Source organism: Marilutibacter chinensis, from assembly GCF_021725675.1.
Lineage (GTDB): Bacteria > Pseudomonadota > Gammaproteobacteria > Xanthomonadales > Xanthomonadaceae > Marilutibacter > Marilutibacter chinensis.
Genome location: NZ_JAKJPO010000001.1, coordinates 1,106,756 through 1,122,093 on the forward strand (window position 1 = coordinate 1,106,756; position 15,338 = coordinate 1,122,093).

At 66.2% G+C, this 15,338-nt stretch carries 12 protein-coding genes and 1 pseudogene; 6 read left to right on the plus strand and 7 right to left on the minus strand.

The window, feature by feature from the left end; all coding sequences use genetic code 11:
- Positions 1–221 precede the first annotated feature (221 nt).
- The 4 genes from L3V18_RS04920 to L3V18_RS04935 form a co-directional block, all read right to left on the minus strand.
- Positions 222–2,495 (minus strand): nitric-oxide reductase large subunit, encoded by a 2,274-nt coding sequence (locus L3V18_RS04920; protein ID WP_237053493.1) that lies wholly within the window; start codon positions 2,493–2,495, stop codon positions 222–224.
- 144 nt (positions 2,496–2,639) lie between these two features.
- Positions 2,640–3,395 carry a helix-turn-helix domain-containing protein gene (locus tag L3V18_RS04925; protein ID WP_237053496.1) on the minus strand — a complete coding sequence of 252 codons (756 nt, stop codon included), beginning with the start codon at positions 3,393–3,395 and terminating at the stop codon, positions 2,640–2,642.
- Between the two features lie 16 nt (positions 3,396–3,411).
- Complete coding sequence (gene hemN, locus L3V18_RS04930) at positions 3,412–4,812, minus strand: oxygen-independent coproporphyrinogen III oxidase (RefSeq protein WP_237053497.1); 1,401 nt, start codon at positions 4,810–4,812, stop codon at positions 3,412–3,414.
- A gap of 155 nt (positions 4,813–4,967) precedes the next feature.
- A complete protein-coding gene (locus L3V18_RS04935) occupies positions 4,968–6,398 on the minus strand; it encodes an MFS transporter (RefSeq protein WP_237053498.1) in 1,431 nt (476 codons plus the stop codon).
- Between the two features lie 367 nt (positions 6,399–6,765).
- Here L3V18_RS04935 and ku point away from each other — a divergent pair, with 367 nt between their 5' ends.
- Both ku and ligD read left to right on the plus strand, forming a co-directional pair.
- Positions 6,766–7,734, plus strand: a complete 969-nt coding sequence (ku, locus tag L3V18_RS04940) for a non-homologous end joining protein Ku (RefSeq protein WP_237053501.1) — start codon at positions 6,766–6,768, stop codon at positions 7,732–7,734.
- 3 nt (positions 7,735–7,737) lie between these two features.
- Positions 7,738–10,287, plus strand: a complete 2,550-nt coding sequence (ligD, locus tag L3V18_RS04945) for a DNA ligase D (RefSeq protein ID WP_237053502.1) — start codon at positions 7,738–7,740, stop codon at positions 10,285–10,287.
- A 26-nt stretch (positions 10,288–10,313) separates the two neighbouring features.
- Here the strand turns inward: ligD and L3V18_RS04950 are convergent, their stop codons facing one another.
- Positions 10,314–10,586 carry a hypothetical protein gene (locus tag L3V18_RS04950; RefSeq protein ID WP_237053504.1) on the minus strand — a complete coding sequence of 91 codons (273 nt, stop codon included), beginning with the start codon at positions 10,584–10,586 and terminating at the stop codon, positions 10,314–10,316.
- A gap of 371 nt (positions 10,587–10,957) precedes the next feature.
- Between L3V18_RS04950 and chaB the strand changes: the two genes are divergently transcribed.
- Complete coding sequence (chaB, locus tag L3V18_RS04955; RefSeq protein WP_237053505.1) at positions 10,958–11,185, plus strand: putative cation transport regulator ChaB; 228 nt, start codon at positions 10,958–10,960, stop codon at positions 11,183–11,185.
- Positions 11,186–11,232: 47 nt separating this feature from the next.
- The gene (locus L3V18_RS04960) at positions 11,233–11,649 is read left to right on the plus strand and encodes a CBS domain-containing protein (RefSeq protein ID WP_237053506.1); all 417 of its coding nucleotides are present in this window, start codon (positions 11,233–11,235) and stop codon (positions 11,647–11,649) included.
- A 110-nt stretch (positions 11,650–11,759) separates the two neighbouring features.
- Here the strand turns inward: L3V18_RS04960 and L3V18_RS04965 are convergent.
- Positions 11,760–12,023, minus strand: a pseudogene (locus tag L3V18_RS04965) (SDR family oxidoreductase); the annotation flags it as partial.
- Between the two features lie 228 nt (positions 12,024–12,251).
- Here L3V18_RS04965 and L3V18_RS19400 point away from each other — a divergent pair.
- Positions 12,252–12,470 carry a tetratricopeptide repeat protein gene (locus tag L3V18_RS19400; RefSeq protein ID WP_425493471.1) on the plus strand — a complete coding sequence of 73 codons (219 nt, stop codon included), beginning with the start codon at positions 12,252–12,254 and terminating at the stop codon, positions 12,468–12,470.
- A gap of 750 nt (positions 12,471–13,220) precedes the next feature.
- Positions 13,221–13,670, plus strand: coding sequence for a fasciclin domain-containing protein (locus L3V18_RS04970; RefSeq protein ID WP_237053507.1), 450 nt, complete (start codon positions 13,221–13,223; stop codon positions 13,668–13,670).
- 177 nt (positions 13,671–13,847) lie between these two features.
- Here the strand turns inward: L3V18_RS04970 and L3V18_RS04975 are convergent, their stop codons facing one another.
- Positions 13,848–15,140, minus strand: coding sequence for an adenylosuccinate synthase (locus L3V18_RS04975; RefSeq protein WP_237053509.1), 1,293 nt, complete (start codon positions 15,138–15,140; stop codon positions 13,848–13,850).
- Between the last annotated feature and the right edge of the window lie 198 nt (positions 15,141–15,338).

The following is a 15,338-nucleotide window of genomic DNA, read 5'->3' on the forward strand; positions in this document are numbered from 1 at the left end:
GCGCCGACCAAGTGTCGAGAAGACGGTGGGTATGGGGTTTGCAGGACCGTAAGCGGCATGGATGCCGCGCCCGAGCCCCCAAGGACGGGTTTACGGCGTGTCCTGCAAACCCCATGGCCACCGGCTTCCCCACGATCATCTCCCCGCAATGGGAAGAGTCCCAAAAAACCGCCCGGGAAAACCTCACGCGGGCGGCTCAAGGACCAAACCATCGAGCCCGATCAGGTGTTGGCCGGAAGTGCTTGTGTTATCGGAACGCGGCGCGGCGCCACCCACAGGCGGAATACGAACCAGGCCAGGGCGAGTGCGCCTACGCTGAACACGGTATCCGACGGCACCCGCATCCATACCAGCAGGTCGACGATCGGCTGCTGCATGAACTCGGCCGAGCGGGCATACCAGTAACCGTGCTCCAGCGCCGCCTTCAGCTGCAGGATGCCCAGCGGCAGCAGGGTGAACAGCGCCATCCCCGCCAGACCGATGTTGAACGCCCAGAAACTGGTACCCAGCAGCTTCTCGTTCCATTGCACGTCCGGCTTCAGACCACGCAGGCAGAACAGCATCAGGCCGATGCCGAGCATGCCGTACACGCCGAACAGTGCGGTGTGGCCGTGGGTCGGGGTCAGGTTCAGGCCCTGCATGTAGTACAGCGACAGCGGCGGATTGATCAGGAAGCCGAACAGGCCCGCACCTACGAGGTTCCAGAACGCCACCGCGATGAAGAACATGATCGGCCAGCGATAGCGCTGCATCCACGGCGTCGCCTTGCCCATCCGGTAGCTGTGGAAGGCCTCGAAGCCGACGTAGGCCAGCGGCACCACTTCCAGCGCGGAGAAGCTGGCGCCCAGCGCGATCACCGCGGTCGGCGTGCCGGTGAAGTACAGATGGTGCAGCGTACCCAGCACGCCACCGGCCATGAAGACGATGGTCGCGAACAGCACGGCGATGGTCGCGGTACGCACCTGCAGCAGTCCCAGGCGGGTGAACAGGAACGACATCACCGCCACCGCGAAGACCTCGAAGAAGCCTTCCACCCACAGGTGGACGACCCACCAGCGCCAGTACTCGACCATCGACAGCGAGGTGTGCTCGCCCCACATCAGGCCCGCGGCGTAGAACAGGCCGATCGCGACGGTGGACAGGAACAGCAGCACCACGATCGAGCGCGACTCCCCGCCGTTGCGGATCGCCGGCCACAACGCGCGCCCCACCAGCGTCAGCCACAGGCCCAGGCCGATGAACAGGAACCATTGCCAGAAGCGTCCGATGTCGGTGTATTCCCAGCCCTGGTGACCGAACCAGAAGTTGTGCTCCAGGCCCAGCTTCTGCATCACGGCCAGCCACTGCCCCGCGAACGCGCCGATCACGATGACCAGCAGGCACACCCACAACAGGTTCACCCCCAGACGCTGGAACTTCGGTTCGTGACCTGAAATCGCCGGGCCGATGTACAGGCCCATGCCGAGCCAGGCGGTGGCGATCCACAGCACGGCCAGTTGCGTATGCCAGGTGCGGGTCAGCGAGTACGGCAGCACGTCGGACAGCATGAAGCCGTACGCCTCCTGCCCCTCGACCTGATAGTGCGCGGTGACCGCTCCCAGCAGGATCTGCACCAGGAACAACGCGATCACCACCCAGAAGTACTTGGCGGTCGCCTTCATCGACGGCGTGACCCTGATCGACGCCAGCGGATCGTGGCGGGGCAGTACCGGTGCCAGTTCGTCGCCGTGGTTGACCGCGTAGTGCCAGCCCAGCAGGCCGATGCCGGCGATCAGGAACAGCACGCTGAACACGGTCCAGATGAAGGCGTCGGTTGTCGGCTTGTTTCCGACCAGGCCGTCGGCCGGCCAGTTCGCGGTGTAGGTGATGTCCGAGCCCGGCCGCTCCGTCACCGCGGCCCAGGCCGTCCACCAGTAGAACGCGGTCAGCCTGCGACGATGCTCCGCGTCCGGCACGGTGTTCTCGCGCATCGCGTACGCCTCGCGCAGCTCCGCCGTCGCCGGATCATTGCCGAACAGGCTCTGGTAATGACCACCGACGCGCGAGATCGCGTCCACGCGGTCTCCATCCAGGCGGATGACCCGCGTCGCCTCGTCGTAGCCGTTGGGCCGCATCAACGACTGGATACGCTGGGCGTACGCGGCCTGCACGCTGGCGTCGAGTTTCCGGTAGCTGTCGACGCCGGCTTCGCGCACGGCCCACAGGTCCATCACCGCCTCGGCCTCGCGATGCAGCCAGTCGGCACTCCAGTCCGGCGCGACGTAGCCGCCATGCCCCCAGATCGAACCGAGCTGCTGGCCGCCGATCGACTGCCAGACCTGGCGGCCGGTCTCGATGTCGTCGCGCGTGAAAACGAGCTCTCCGCTTGGACCAACGACCCGTTCGGGCATGGGCGGGGACTGGCGGTGGATTTCGCTGCCGACCCATAACAGGACGGCGAACGAGGCGACGAGCAGGACCGCCAGGCCTGCCCACAACTTGCGGGTCGAGTTCATGTCAGCACTCCGTGAAGGAACGTCGGCATGTTCCGCCTGCCCTGCCCCCGCGCTCCATGACCCAGGTCAAGCGGGGACCAGATGCATCACAGGACGAGGAGGGTGATGAAGCCGGGGAGAAGGCCTCCGTCGAACGGCCTTCGCTCAGTTCCGCAGCACGGTCCGGGCCATGGATTCGAGACGCGGCATGTCGAGGATCTCGACGTCGCGCTGCTTGATCGACACCAGCCCGTTGTCCTCGAAACGACGCAGGACGCGGCTGACGGTCTCCGGTGCCTGGCGCAGGTAATTGGCGATATCGGTGCGCGACATGGTGAGCTGGAAGCGCCGCGGCGAGAACCCACGCTGCGCGAGCCGGCGGGAAAAGCTGATCAGGAACGCCGCCATCCGCTCGTCCGCGGAATGATTGCCGGCGAACAGCGAAGCCACGCCGATGTCCCGGCTCATCAGCCTGAACAGGTGCTGCTGCAGGTTCGGCAGCCGGGTGGCCAGCAGGGCGATGCGCGGAAACGAGAACCGGCACAGCATCACCGTGTCCAGGGCCACCGCATTGCAGGGATAGCGGTCGTCGTGGATGGCATTGAGACCGATGACCTCGCCGGGCAGGTGGAAACCCAGGGTCTGCTCGCGCCCTTCCGGATCGATCGTATAGGTCCTGACCGTGCCGGCGCGCACCGCGGCGATGGCCTCGAACGGGTCGCCCTCGCGGAACACGTGGTCGCCGGCGCGCAATGGGCCGACGTGCTCGACCAGCACATGCAGGTCCATCAACGCGCTCTTGTCCATGCCTTCGGAAAGACACGCCTGCGAGAAGGCGCAGGTCGAGCAGAACGTCAGCTCGTCGCCATCGTCCGCAAGGATCTTCCGATTGAGGCGGGGAAAGACAACGCCAGAATTCATGAAGGCCGGGGCCGGATCACACGGTTCGCGAGAACTGTACCGCGGCAACGTCGCCCTGCGGAAGGAGATACCGGTCGAAACACGCCGCCAGCACTCGCAGCAGCAGCCTGCCGCGCGCGGTGGCGCGTATCGTCCGCCTGGACAGCTCGACCAGCCCGTCCTGCTCCAGTTTCGCCAGCTGGTCCATCGCACCCGCAAAGTACGACCGGAACGCCACCACGTGGCGGCGTTCCACTGCCGGAATGTCGATCTCGCCGTGGCACATCAACGCCTGGATGACGTCGGCCCGCAGCAGATCGTCTTCTTCCAGTCGCATCCCTCGCCAGACCGGCAGCCTGCCCGCGTCGATGGCCTGCTCCCAACCGGGCAGATCGCGGGGATTCTGGCTGAAACTGGGACCCACGTGGCTGATCGCGCTCACCCCCAGCCCGATCAGGTCGCTGTCGGCACTGGTCGTATAGCCCATGAAGTTGCGATGCAGGTCGCCGCGCGACTGGGCCTGCGCGAGATCGTCGCCGGGCAGCGCGAAATGGTCCATGCCGATGTACACGTAGCCCGCCTCGCCCAGGCGCTCTATCGCCAGCTGCAGCAAGGCCAGCTTGGCCTGCGGCGTCGGTAGATCGTCGGCACGGATCCGCTGCTGCGGCCGGAACAACTGCGGCAGATGCGCGTAGCTGTAGATCGCCAGGCGGTCGGGACGCGCCTCCAGCATGATCTCCAGGGTCCGGTCGAAACCCTCGGGGGTCTGCAGCGGCAGCCCGTAGATCAGATCCACGTTGACCGAACGCATGCCATGCCCGCGGCACGCATCGATGATGGCCAGCGTCTGCTCCACGCCCTGGACGCGGTTGACCGCCTTCTGCACCGCCGGATCGAAGTCCTGCACGCCCAGGCTCGCGCGGTTGAAGCCGGCCTCCGCCAGCACCCGGATGTCGTCCGGATCGACGAAACGAGGATCCAGCTCGATCGAGCATTCGCGCCTGTCCTCCGGCGCGAACGAGAAATGACGACGGACCACGTCGACCACTTCGGCGATCTGGCCGGCGTCGAGGAAATTGGGCGTTCCGCCCCCCAGGTGCAGCTGGACCACGTCGCGGTCGCGATCGAACAGCTTCGACATCATCCCGATCTCGCGGTAGAGCCGGACCAGGTAGGCATCGCCGCGGGCCTTGTCGCGGGTGATCACCCGGTTGCAGCCGCAGTAGAAGCACGGGCTGGCACAGAAGGGGATGTGGGCATAGATCGACAGCGGCCGGGGAATCGGGTCGCCGTTGGTGAGGGCCGCCACCTCACGCAGTTGCGCTTCGCCGAAGTCGGGGCGGAACTGCGGCGCGGTGGGATAAGAGGTGTAACGCGGCCCCGGCCGGTCGTAGCGGCGCAGGAGCTCCGGATCGAAAAGGACGGAGGAGGTAGCCATGGCCGGCAGGGTAGCGACGCGGCGGCCCGTCCATCTTGATTTCGGTCAAGCGGACGGATCCATCCGCTGCGGAGAAGACGCAAGGTGCCCAGCCGCCGGCACGACCGGTGAACGCATTCGGCTGGAATCCGCCCCCGCCTGCCCGCGTCGCGGACTCATGTTCCCGGCCGCGGCGTCGGCTTCGGTTCGGCGACCTCCTTTCCCGGCCGTGCACGGCCCGACATCTCGGCACCCGCGTCCGGAGACAACCTCAGCATCATCGCCAACGAGCTGGCCGAGACGAGGCCCACGGTCAGGAACGCGAAGGTGAAGTTGATCGCCGCGTCCATCGGCCGCCCCGTGGCCACGCTCGCCATGCTCAATGCATAGCCGCCGATGGTGATGCCCATCGCGAGAGACACCTGCTGGGCCATCGCCGCCAGGCTGCTGGCCTGGCTCATGCGCGCATCGTCGACATCGGCGTACACGATGGCATTGAGGCTGGTGAACTGCAGCGAGCGGAAACAGCCGCTGGCCAGCAGCACGCCGACGATCAGCGGGTATGGCGTATCGGCGCGGAACAGGCCGAATCCGCACAGGAACAGCGACGCCAGCAGCGCGTTCGCCACCAGCACCGGGCGGAAGCCGAAGCGATGGATGATCCGTGCCGCCAGCGTCTTCATGAACATCGCGCCTGCGGCCGAAGTGAACGTAAGCAGTCCCGACTGCAACGGATTGAGCCCGAACCCGAGCTGCAGCATCAGCGGCAGCAGGAACGGCGTGGCACCGACGCCGATGCGGAACAACGAACCGCCGATCACACCGATGCGGAAGGTCGGGAGACGGAACAGGTCGAGCCTCAGCAGCGGATGCGGATGCCGGCGCGCATGCAGGCCGTACAGCCCCAGCAAGGCGAAACCCAGCAGCACGCAACCGACCGCAACCGGCATGCCGACCAGGTGCCGGCCCATCGTCGCAAAGCCGAAGATCGCCAGCGCCAGTCCGCAACTGGTCAATGCGAACCCGCGCCAGTCCAGCGGGCCCACCTGCGACCGCAGCAACGGAACATGCCGCCAGGCCAGCCAGATTCCGAGCAGTCCCATCGGAATGTTGATCAGGAAGATGAAGCGCCAGTGACTGTAGGTGGTGATGAAGCCGCCCAGCACCGGCCCCAGCATCGGTCCCAGCAGCGCGGGAATGGTCAGCCAGCTCAGCGCACGCACCAGCTCCGGCTTCGGCACGCTGCGCAGCAGTACCAGGCGCCCCACGGGCACCATCATCGCCCCGCCCACACCCTGCAGGAACCGCGCCGCGACCAGCGTACCGAGCGATCCCGATGCCGCACAGGCCAGGGAGCCGAGCAGGAACACCGCGATCGCCGCCATGAACGTCGGTCGCGCGCCGTACCTGTCCGCCACCCAGCCGCTGATCGGGATGAACACCGCCAGCGCGAGCATGTAGGTGGTCAATGCAAGCTTCAGCGACACCGCCTCCACGCCCAGGTCCAGCGCCATCTGCGGCAGGGAGGTCGCGATCGCGGTCGAGTCCATGTTCTCGATGAACAGCGCGGTCGCAACGATCAATGGCAGCAGGCGTTCGGGTCTCAAGACGGTCGATGATCGGCAAGCCGGTCGCCATTGTCTCGCAACGATCGGCGGACGGGGCTTCCCGGCCGCGAGCTGGCCGTTCGATCCGCATGCGCCACGCGTGCGGAACCGGTGGGCAGGCCGGCAGTCGCGACCACTTGACGCATGCATCGTGGCCGCGCCGGCGACGAGGATACGGACAGCGGAACGGCCGGCATGGAGACCCCGGCAAGGGATGCGATTCCCCGCGACGATCCGCCTGCCACATGGCAAGCGCGCGCCGGCTTCATTCACCCCCGAATCACCTGGCGCGCCTTAGGGTCGAGGACCCGGCAATGACCGGAGAATGCCGTCAGGCGCCGGTCGGCCGCCCGTGAGGATTACGACCGTGGCACGCCCCATCTGGACCGGCACGCTGTCTTTCGGCCTTCTCAACATTCCTGTCTCGCTGATGTCCGGCGAACGGCGCGTCGACCTGCACTTCCGGATGCTGGACTCGCGCAGCAACACGCCGATCCGTTATGAACGCGTCAACGCCGAGACCGGCGAGGAAGTGCCATGGAAGGACATCGTCAAGGCATTCGAGTACGACAAGGGCAGCTACGTGGTGATCGACAAGGAAGACATCGCGGCAGCCGCGCCCGAGAGCCACGAGACCGTGGAGGTCGAGACCTTCGTCGACGCCGCCGACATTCCGCCCCAGTTCTTCGAGAAGCCCTATGTGCTGGTGCCGGCCAAGAAGGCCGAGAAGGGCTATGTGCTGCTGAGGGAAACGCTCGAGGAAACCGGCAGGGTCGGTATCGCACGCGTCGTGATCCGGACCCGCGAGTACCTCAGCGCGGTGATGCCCCAGGGCGACGCACTGCTTCTGGTGCTCATGCGATACCCGCAGGAACTCGTCGATCCGGCCGACTACCGCCTTCCCGAAGGCAAGGCGGGCGACTACCGCATCAGCGGCAAGGAGCACGAGATGGCGCGGCAGCTGATCGACTCGATGTCGGGTCCGTGGAAGCCGGACGACTACCATGACGAGTTCCGCGCCCAGCTCGAGTCCATCATCCGCAGGAAGGTGAAGTCGAAGGGCACGACCACCCGGGCCGAGGAACCTGCCGGCGATCTCGACGAGAACGCCACCACCAACGTGGTCGACTTCATGGCACTGCTGAAGAAGAGCATCGAGAGCCAGAAGCGCACGCCGGCAAAAGGCGGGGCCGCCGCAAAGAAATCCGCATCGAAGAAGCCGGCCACGGGCACCCGGAAGAGCCGCACGAGGAAGTCCACCGCCAAGAAGGCCGGCAAGAAGAAGACGGCCGGCAAGTCGTCCGGGAGCGGATCGCGGCAGCGCAAGGCGGGCTGAGCGATGTCGCTGCGCGACTATGCGCGCAAGCGGCGCCTCGGCACGACCCCCGAGCCGTCTGGTGGGGATGCCGGCCCCGGCACTCGCCCCGTCTACGTCGTCCAGCTTCACCACGCCAGCACCCGTCACTACGATTTCCGCTTGGAGATCGACGGCGTCCTGAAGAGCTGGGCGGTGCCGAAGGGTCCGTCCCTGCGCGCCGGCGAGAAGCGGCTGGCAGTCGAAGTCGAAGACCATCCACTCGACTACGCGACGTTCGAGGGCGACATACCGCGGGGGCACTATGGCGCCGGTCATGTCGAAGTTTTCGATCGCGGTCACTGGGCCTGCGACGGCGATCCTCTGGCCCTGCATGCGAAGGGAAAGCTCGAGTTCACCCTGTCCGGCGGCAAGCTCTCGGGAGGCTGGTCACTGGTTCGCACGCGGATGCGTGGCCGGCAGCGCCAATGGCTCCTCATCAAGCGTGACGATGCGCACGCCGCCGACCTCGAGGCCGACGATCTCGTCGATCGCGACGGCAGGCGCAAATCGCGTGGCCGCGCCGCGGAATCGGATGCCGCCGCAACGGGCCGGATCCACAGGACATCCGGAGCAGAGCCTAAGCCCGGTGTTCGAAGAGCGCGACACACACGGAAAAAGAACGAGGCGGGCTGGCGCGATCGCGCATTGGCACTGAAGGGCGCGCTCGACGGCGCCATGCCCATCGGCTTCGATCCCGCCCTGACCATCCTGCAGGACGCCCCCCCTGCCGGCGACCGCTGGCTGCATGAGCTCAAATGGGACGGCTACCGGTTGCTGGTCGACCTCGTCGATGGTGGGGCCCGCCTGCGCTCGCGCAACGGGCTCGACTGGACCGGCACGTTTCCCGAGATCGCAGCCGCGGTGGAGTCGCTCCCGGTCGGCGATGCATGTCTGGACGGCGAACTGGTCGTTCTCGATGCCGATGGCCACTCGGATTTCTCGGAGCTGCAGCGGGTGATCGAAGGCAGTTCACGCGCGCCCCTGCGGTACCTGCTGTTCGACCTTCCGGGCCTGGCCGGCGTCGACCTGCGGAAGGTGGCCCTGACCGATCGCAAGGCCTTGCTGAAGGATCTCCTCGGCGACGGCACCGGCGCGCTGGCCTACAGCGAACACGTGATCGGCCATGGCGCCCAGGTATTCGAGCAGACGGCGCGGGCTGGAATCGAAGGGCTGGTGAGCAAGCGCGTCGGCAGTGCGTACCGAAGCGGGCGTTCCGGCGACTGGGTGAAATCCAAGCACGCGCGTTCGGACGAGTTCGTGATCGTCGGCTATACCCGGCCGAAAGGTTCACGCAGCGGTTTCGGCTCGCTGCTGCTGGCGAGCCGGCACGACGGCGGCCTCGCCTACATGGGACGCGTCGGGACCGGATTCGGCTCCGACGATCTCAAGCGCATCCTGGAACGGCTCAGGAAGATCCGCGCCCGCGATGCACCGTTCGATCTACCCGGGCATGTACGGATTCCGCGTGCGGATATCACCTGGGTCCGGCCCAGGGAGGTGGCGGAGGTCGCGTTCCGGGGCCATGGCAAGGAAGGATTGCTGCGCCAGGCGAGTTTCCTCCGGATGCGTCCGGACAAGACGCCGGAGGAAGTCGGCAACGACCGGGATACCGCGAAGAGGACCGCCACGGACCGCAAACCGGAACGTGCGACGTCCACCCACGAACCGGAGACCACCGTGAAACTGACCCACCCCGACCGCGTGATGTTCGCCGATGCCGCCCATACCAAGCAGGACGTCGCCGACTACTACCGCTCGGTGGCCGACTGGTTGCTGCCGGAACTCGTCGGCCGGCCGCTGTCATTGCTCCGCTGCCCCGACGGCAGCCAGTCCGAGTGCTTCTTCCAGAAGCACCATTCCGACGGCCTCGGCGACCACGTCCACCCGGTACCGCTGCAGCAGAAGAGCGGCGGACGGGAAGACTACCTGTATGTCGACGCGATCGAGGGCGTGATCGAACTCGTCCAGATGAACACCATCGAATTCCATCCGTGGGGCGCGACCGTCGAGGCGCCGGAGCGTCCCGATCGCATGGTGTTCGATCTCGATCCGGGAGAAGGCGTCGCGTGGAAGACCATGATCGCGGCCGCGCGCGACGTCCGCGATCGATTGGCGTGGATCGATCTTGAGAGCTTCGTACGCCTGTCGGGCGGCAAGGGGCTGCACGTCGTCGTGCCGATCGCCCCCGGACCTTCCTGGGACGAGGTGCGCCGGTTCTGCGAGGGCTTCGCGGTCGCAATGGCCACGCAGGCACCGGACCGCTATCTCGCCAGCATGGCCAAGGCCAAACGCAAGGGTCGCATCTTCATCGACTGGCTACGCAACGCCCGCGGCGCGACCAGTGTCGCCTCGTGGTCGCTGCGCGCGCGTCCGGGCGCGCCCGTCGCGATGCCCTTGCGCTGGGACGAACTGGGACGGATCCGGGCCCCCGATGCCTATGATCTGACCCGAGCCCGGCGGCGCGCGGCGAGCCTCGGCTCGGACCCGTGGCAGGGAATCTCGACCCTCCGGCAGTCCCTGCCGGATCTGTAGACCGCCGGCACGCCAGCCGCGCGCAGTCAGCGCCGCGAAGGTTCGCCGCCGGATCCGCCATCGGTATCCGGAGTCTCCAGCATTGCGTCCAGCCGCTTGCGCACGTATGCGGCCGCATCCACGGGTGAGTCTTCGATCTTCTCGGCATTGGAGAGCAGCGCCGATGCGATCGCGGCGAACGCGGCGTTGAAGGCCGAGGTCTCGGCGAACTCCACCCGCAACTGGGGCAGCTTCACTTCGATCAGGTCGCAGCGATGCACGAGCGCTTCGAAACTGTCGGCCACGGGAGGAAGGTCCATCAATGCCGCTCCCCGCCGCAAGCCGCTCCGACCGGTCCTGCCGGGCCGGCATCGCCCCGGACCCCGCATGCGCCTGACCGCCGGCACTGTCGCCTCCACTGACGTCTGGATGTGTCGGTGTCCATCTGCACGCTCCTCGGATCCTTCCGAGTCTGGACATGACCTGGACAGCGCGTCGTGAAGACGAGCAAGACATGTTCATGACGATGAATCCGCCCCCGGCGTCGATTCATCGAAGCTGCTGCGGTGTGTGTGGTGCACGCGGGATGAACGCCTGCACGCGACAACCATTCCTTCTCGCCCGTTTGCCGCCGCGTTAATGGCCGGGGGAGCAGTGTCGTGGGACGTTCCTGCAGACCGGAGGCTCAACGATGCCCTACAAATCGATCAGCGATCTCCCCGACTCGGTGCGGGACCACACGCCCAAGCACGCGCAGGAGATCTACAAGGAGGCCTACAACAGCGCCTGGAAGGAATACAAGGATCCCGACGATCGCCGGGGCGACGCCAGTCGCGAAGAAACCGCGCACCGGGTCGCGTGGTCGGCGGTCAAGGACAAGTACGAAAAAGGCAGCGACGGCGACTGGCATGCGAAGTAGAGTCCGAAGCCACGCCTGCCGAGTTCCCGGAGACTGAGGAGAAGAGCATGAAGATTGCCGAGATCATGACGGTCGACGTTCACCTGACCGATCCGTCCGAAAGCCTGCAAAGCGCCGCCGACAACATGTTGAGCAAGGACGTCGGCTGCCTGCCGGTCGGCAGCGACGGCAAGCTGGTCGGGATGCTGACGGACCGCGACATCGTGGTGCGCGGCATCGCCAGGGGGCTGGGCCCGGACGCCAAGGTCCAGGACGCGATGAGCAGCGATGTCTGCTACTGCTATGAAGACGAGGACGTCAGCCACGTTGCGTCCAACATGGCGGATCTTCAGGTCCGTCGGCTGCCGGTGGTCAACCGCAACAAGGATCTGGTGGGAATGGTGTCGCTTGCCGATTTCGCCCACAGCGGCGAACACAGGTCCGCCGGCAAGCTGACCCGCGGCGTCGCCGTGCCTCACCACTGAGCCGGGTTGCCGGACCGGATCGCCTGCCTGGCCGGATCGCGATGAATGTCTGGCCCGGCGCCATCGTGCCGGGCCAGACATCATGCATTGAGGCAGGGCATGGCGGATGGTCAACCCCGCGACCCGCCCATCACCGGCAACGCCACGCCACGGACATAGGACGACATCACAGGCGGCTCCAGATAGGCGTGGGCGGGAGCGATTTCCTCCGGCTGCGCAGGGCGTCCCATGTCGCTGCCGGCGCCGAAGCTGGCCATTTCCTTTCCCGGTGCCACCGCGTTCACCCGAATGCCCCGTGCGAGCAACTGCTGCGCCGCCAGGCTCATCGTGAACGCATGGATCGCGCCCTTGGTCGCCGAGTAGTCGAGCAGGGCCCAACCTGCGACCGCTGGCCGCCGACCCGATGATGGAGCGGATGCTGGTATGGGAACGCTACCCGCTCGCCCATGCCGCGCGCATCGCAGAACGCTCACTGTCCGCCGAGATCGCCCTGGCCGAAGGCGATCGCGACACTGCGCGAGGCGGTCGTGGTCGAGGATTCGATCCCCTAGAACGAGCCGCCCGGCTGGCATGCTCCGACCCGGTACACGCTCGGCGCAGCCCTGCTTGACGCCGACAGGGCCGGGGAAGCCGAGAAGGTCTACCGCGAGGAACTCAGGCGTAACCCGGGCAACGGCTGGTCGCTGCATGGCTTGGCCCGCAGTCTGGAAGCGCAGGGAAAGAGCCGCGAAGCACGTCAGGCCGATGCCGAGTTCGAGACAGCCTGGGCCAATGCCGATATGAGGCCGGCCGACATGAAGCTGTCTACCTCGCGGTTGTGATTCTGCCGCCGTGATTCCGCCTGCGCGGAACCATCCTGCCGACTGCCCGGCTACAGCCCTTTTGCTCCCTGTCCGACGGTGAGAATACTCGCTCGAAGCAGGGGACTTGCGCCAGGATTCCCTGACGACCTACGGCGGAGGGTACCGGACCAACCGGCTGCGCGCCTCCGCGATCTTGTCGCGATATACGCGCCATGAAACCGGACTGGAGCCACGCAACCAAAGCCATGCCGCATGCTTGCGGACCACTGGCGGGCGGGCTGGTTGGCATGGGATCGGCCAGCCTTCGTTCTCGGCACGTTCGATTGCCGAATCGCAACCGGCACGAGAGGAGCCAGGGCGGCTCTCGCGAACGATACGATGGCCCTTGATGGATTTCATATGATCGTCCTGCGATAGCGGACAAGTCACTGGAGCGCAGGATGCGCACCGGCCCTTGTGGGCACCATCACCATAACAGCATCCGCATGATCGCCCGCAACGATCGGACCGGCGGTCGCATGACGCAATGGCATGCACAACGCGGGCTGAAGCCGATGGACAGGCGCCCTTCAAATCACAGTCAGCTAACACCTGGGCGCGCACTGTGGCTTGGCACTGCGATGCAATGTCGCAACGGCCACTCAGGCGCAGCAACATCCACCCCCAACCCGCATTGAGCCTCGTACTCCCGCCATTGGCAGGAGACACGGCTTCGGCCGCTCTTGATCCAGTACATCAGCGGATCAAAACCCCAAGGTAATCATTCTCATGAACATCTCATCCCAGCCATCCCCCACCAGCACCAGCAACCTCCTCGATACCGTCGCTGCCAACGGATCTTTCAAGACCTTCGGCAAAGCCGTCGAGCAGGCCGGCCTTAAGGACACGCTCAGCGGCACGGGCCCGTACACGCTGTTCGTACCGACCGATGCCGCCTTCGACAAGCTGCCTGCAGGCAAACTGGACAACCTGATGAAGCCCGAGAACAAGGCCGAGCTCGCCTCGCTGCTCAACTACCACGTGGTCAACGGTCGCAAGAGCGTCGCCGACATCGGCAAATGGGAATCGGCACGAACGGTCAACGGCCAGGCGGCAGCCGTGAAAATGCACGGCGACAAACTCAGCATCGACGGTGCGGAAATCACCCTCGCCGACATACCGTCGAGTAACGGCCTGATCCATGGCATCGACAAGGTCAACATTCCGAACGCGAAGTAAACCTCGTCCGTGATCACCAGTTCGCGGCGGGGCATGGAGCCCCGCCGTTTTTCATGTGCGATGGCACAGGCGCAAAGCACGACCCGATGCAACCCTTGGAGCCGTTCCTGGAAACCGCCCCGACGCTTCAGCTCGCAGCATGCGGCATGGCTGGCGGAATGATCGCCGACGAGGTGATCAGGCAAACGGATCCTGCAGCACCATCGTGTGCTCGCGGTCCGGACCGGTGGAAACGATCGCCAGCGGGCAACCGGCCAGTTCCTCCAGCGCACGCAGGTAGGCGCGGGCGGCCGGCGGCAGCTTGTCCCACTCGGTGATGCCGTGGGTGTTCTCCTCCCAGCCGGGGAACTCCAGATACACCGGGGTGCACTCGTCCCAGCCTGCGGCGTCCAGCGGCGCGTACTCGGTACGCTTGCCGCGGTATTCGTAGGCGATGCAGATCTTCAGCGTGTCCATGCCGTCGAGCACGTCGAGCTTGGTGATGCACAGTCCGGTGATGCCATTGATCGCGACCGCGCGCTTGAGGGCGACGATGTCGATCCAGCCGCAGCGACGCGGGCGACCGGTGGTGGCGCCGTACTCCTGGCCGCGATCGCGGATGCCCTGCCCGATCTCGTCGTGCAGCTCGGTCGGGAACGGACCACCGCCGACGCGGGTCGCATAGGCCTTGCAGATGCCGAGCACGTAGTCGATCGCGTCCGCACCAACGCCAGCGCCGGCCAGCGCGCCGCCGACCGTCGTGTTGGACGAGGTGACGTACGGATAGGTGCCATGGTCGATGTCCAGCAGCGAGCCCTGCGCGCCCTCGAACAGCACCCGCTTGCCCTGCTTGCGGAGGTCGTGGAGGATGCCGGCGACATCAGACTTCATCGGCTGCACGTATTCGCCGAACTCCAGCGCCTCGTCCAGCGTCTTCTGGTAGTCGACCGCGTCGACGCCCAGGTACTTCGTCAGCACGAAGTTGTGGTAGTCCAGCGCGGCACGCAGCTTCTCGGCCAACTGGTCCGGATAGTGCAGGTCGGCGACGCGGATGCCGCGGCGCGCGACCTTGTCCTCGTAGGCCGGCCCGATGCCGCGGCCGGTGGTGCCGATCGCCTTGCCGCCGGCGGCCTTCTCGCGCGCCTGGTCCAGGGCGATGTGGTACGGCATGATCAGCGGTGTCGCCGGACTGATCTTCAGCCTCGAGCGCACGTCGACGCCAGTCGACTCCAGTTCGTCGATCTCCTTGCGCAACGCGGCCGGGCTGAGCACCACGCCGTTGCCGATCAGGCACAGCGCACCCTCGCGCAGGATGCCGGACGGAATCAGGTGGAGCACGGTCTTCTTGCCGCCGATGACCAGCGTGTGGCCGGCGTTGTGGCCGCCCTGGAAACGGACGACGGCGCCAATCTCCTCGGTCAGCAGATCGACGATCTTGCCCTTGCCTTCATCGCCCCACTGCGCACCCAACACCACGACTGACTGACCCATCACCACTCTCCAGTTTCAACCGCCCCGGACAGGAGCGAAATGCATTGGACCCGGCAGCTCGGGGCTGACGCCGCTCCTTAGCAGGGCCGGACACGGAAAAAGCCGGCGGGCGGCTCGTTTGGAGCAGGCCCGTCCGGCTTTTGTGCATTATCCGGGTTTCGGGGTGCCGGGGCCAGTGCCCGCCGGCCCCGGGTTCCA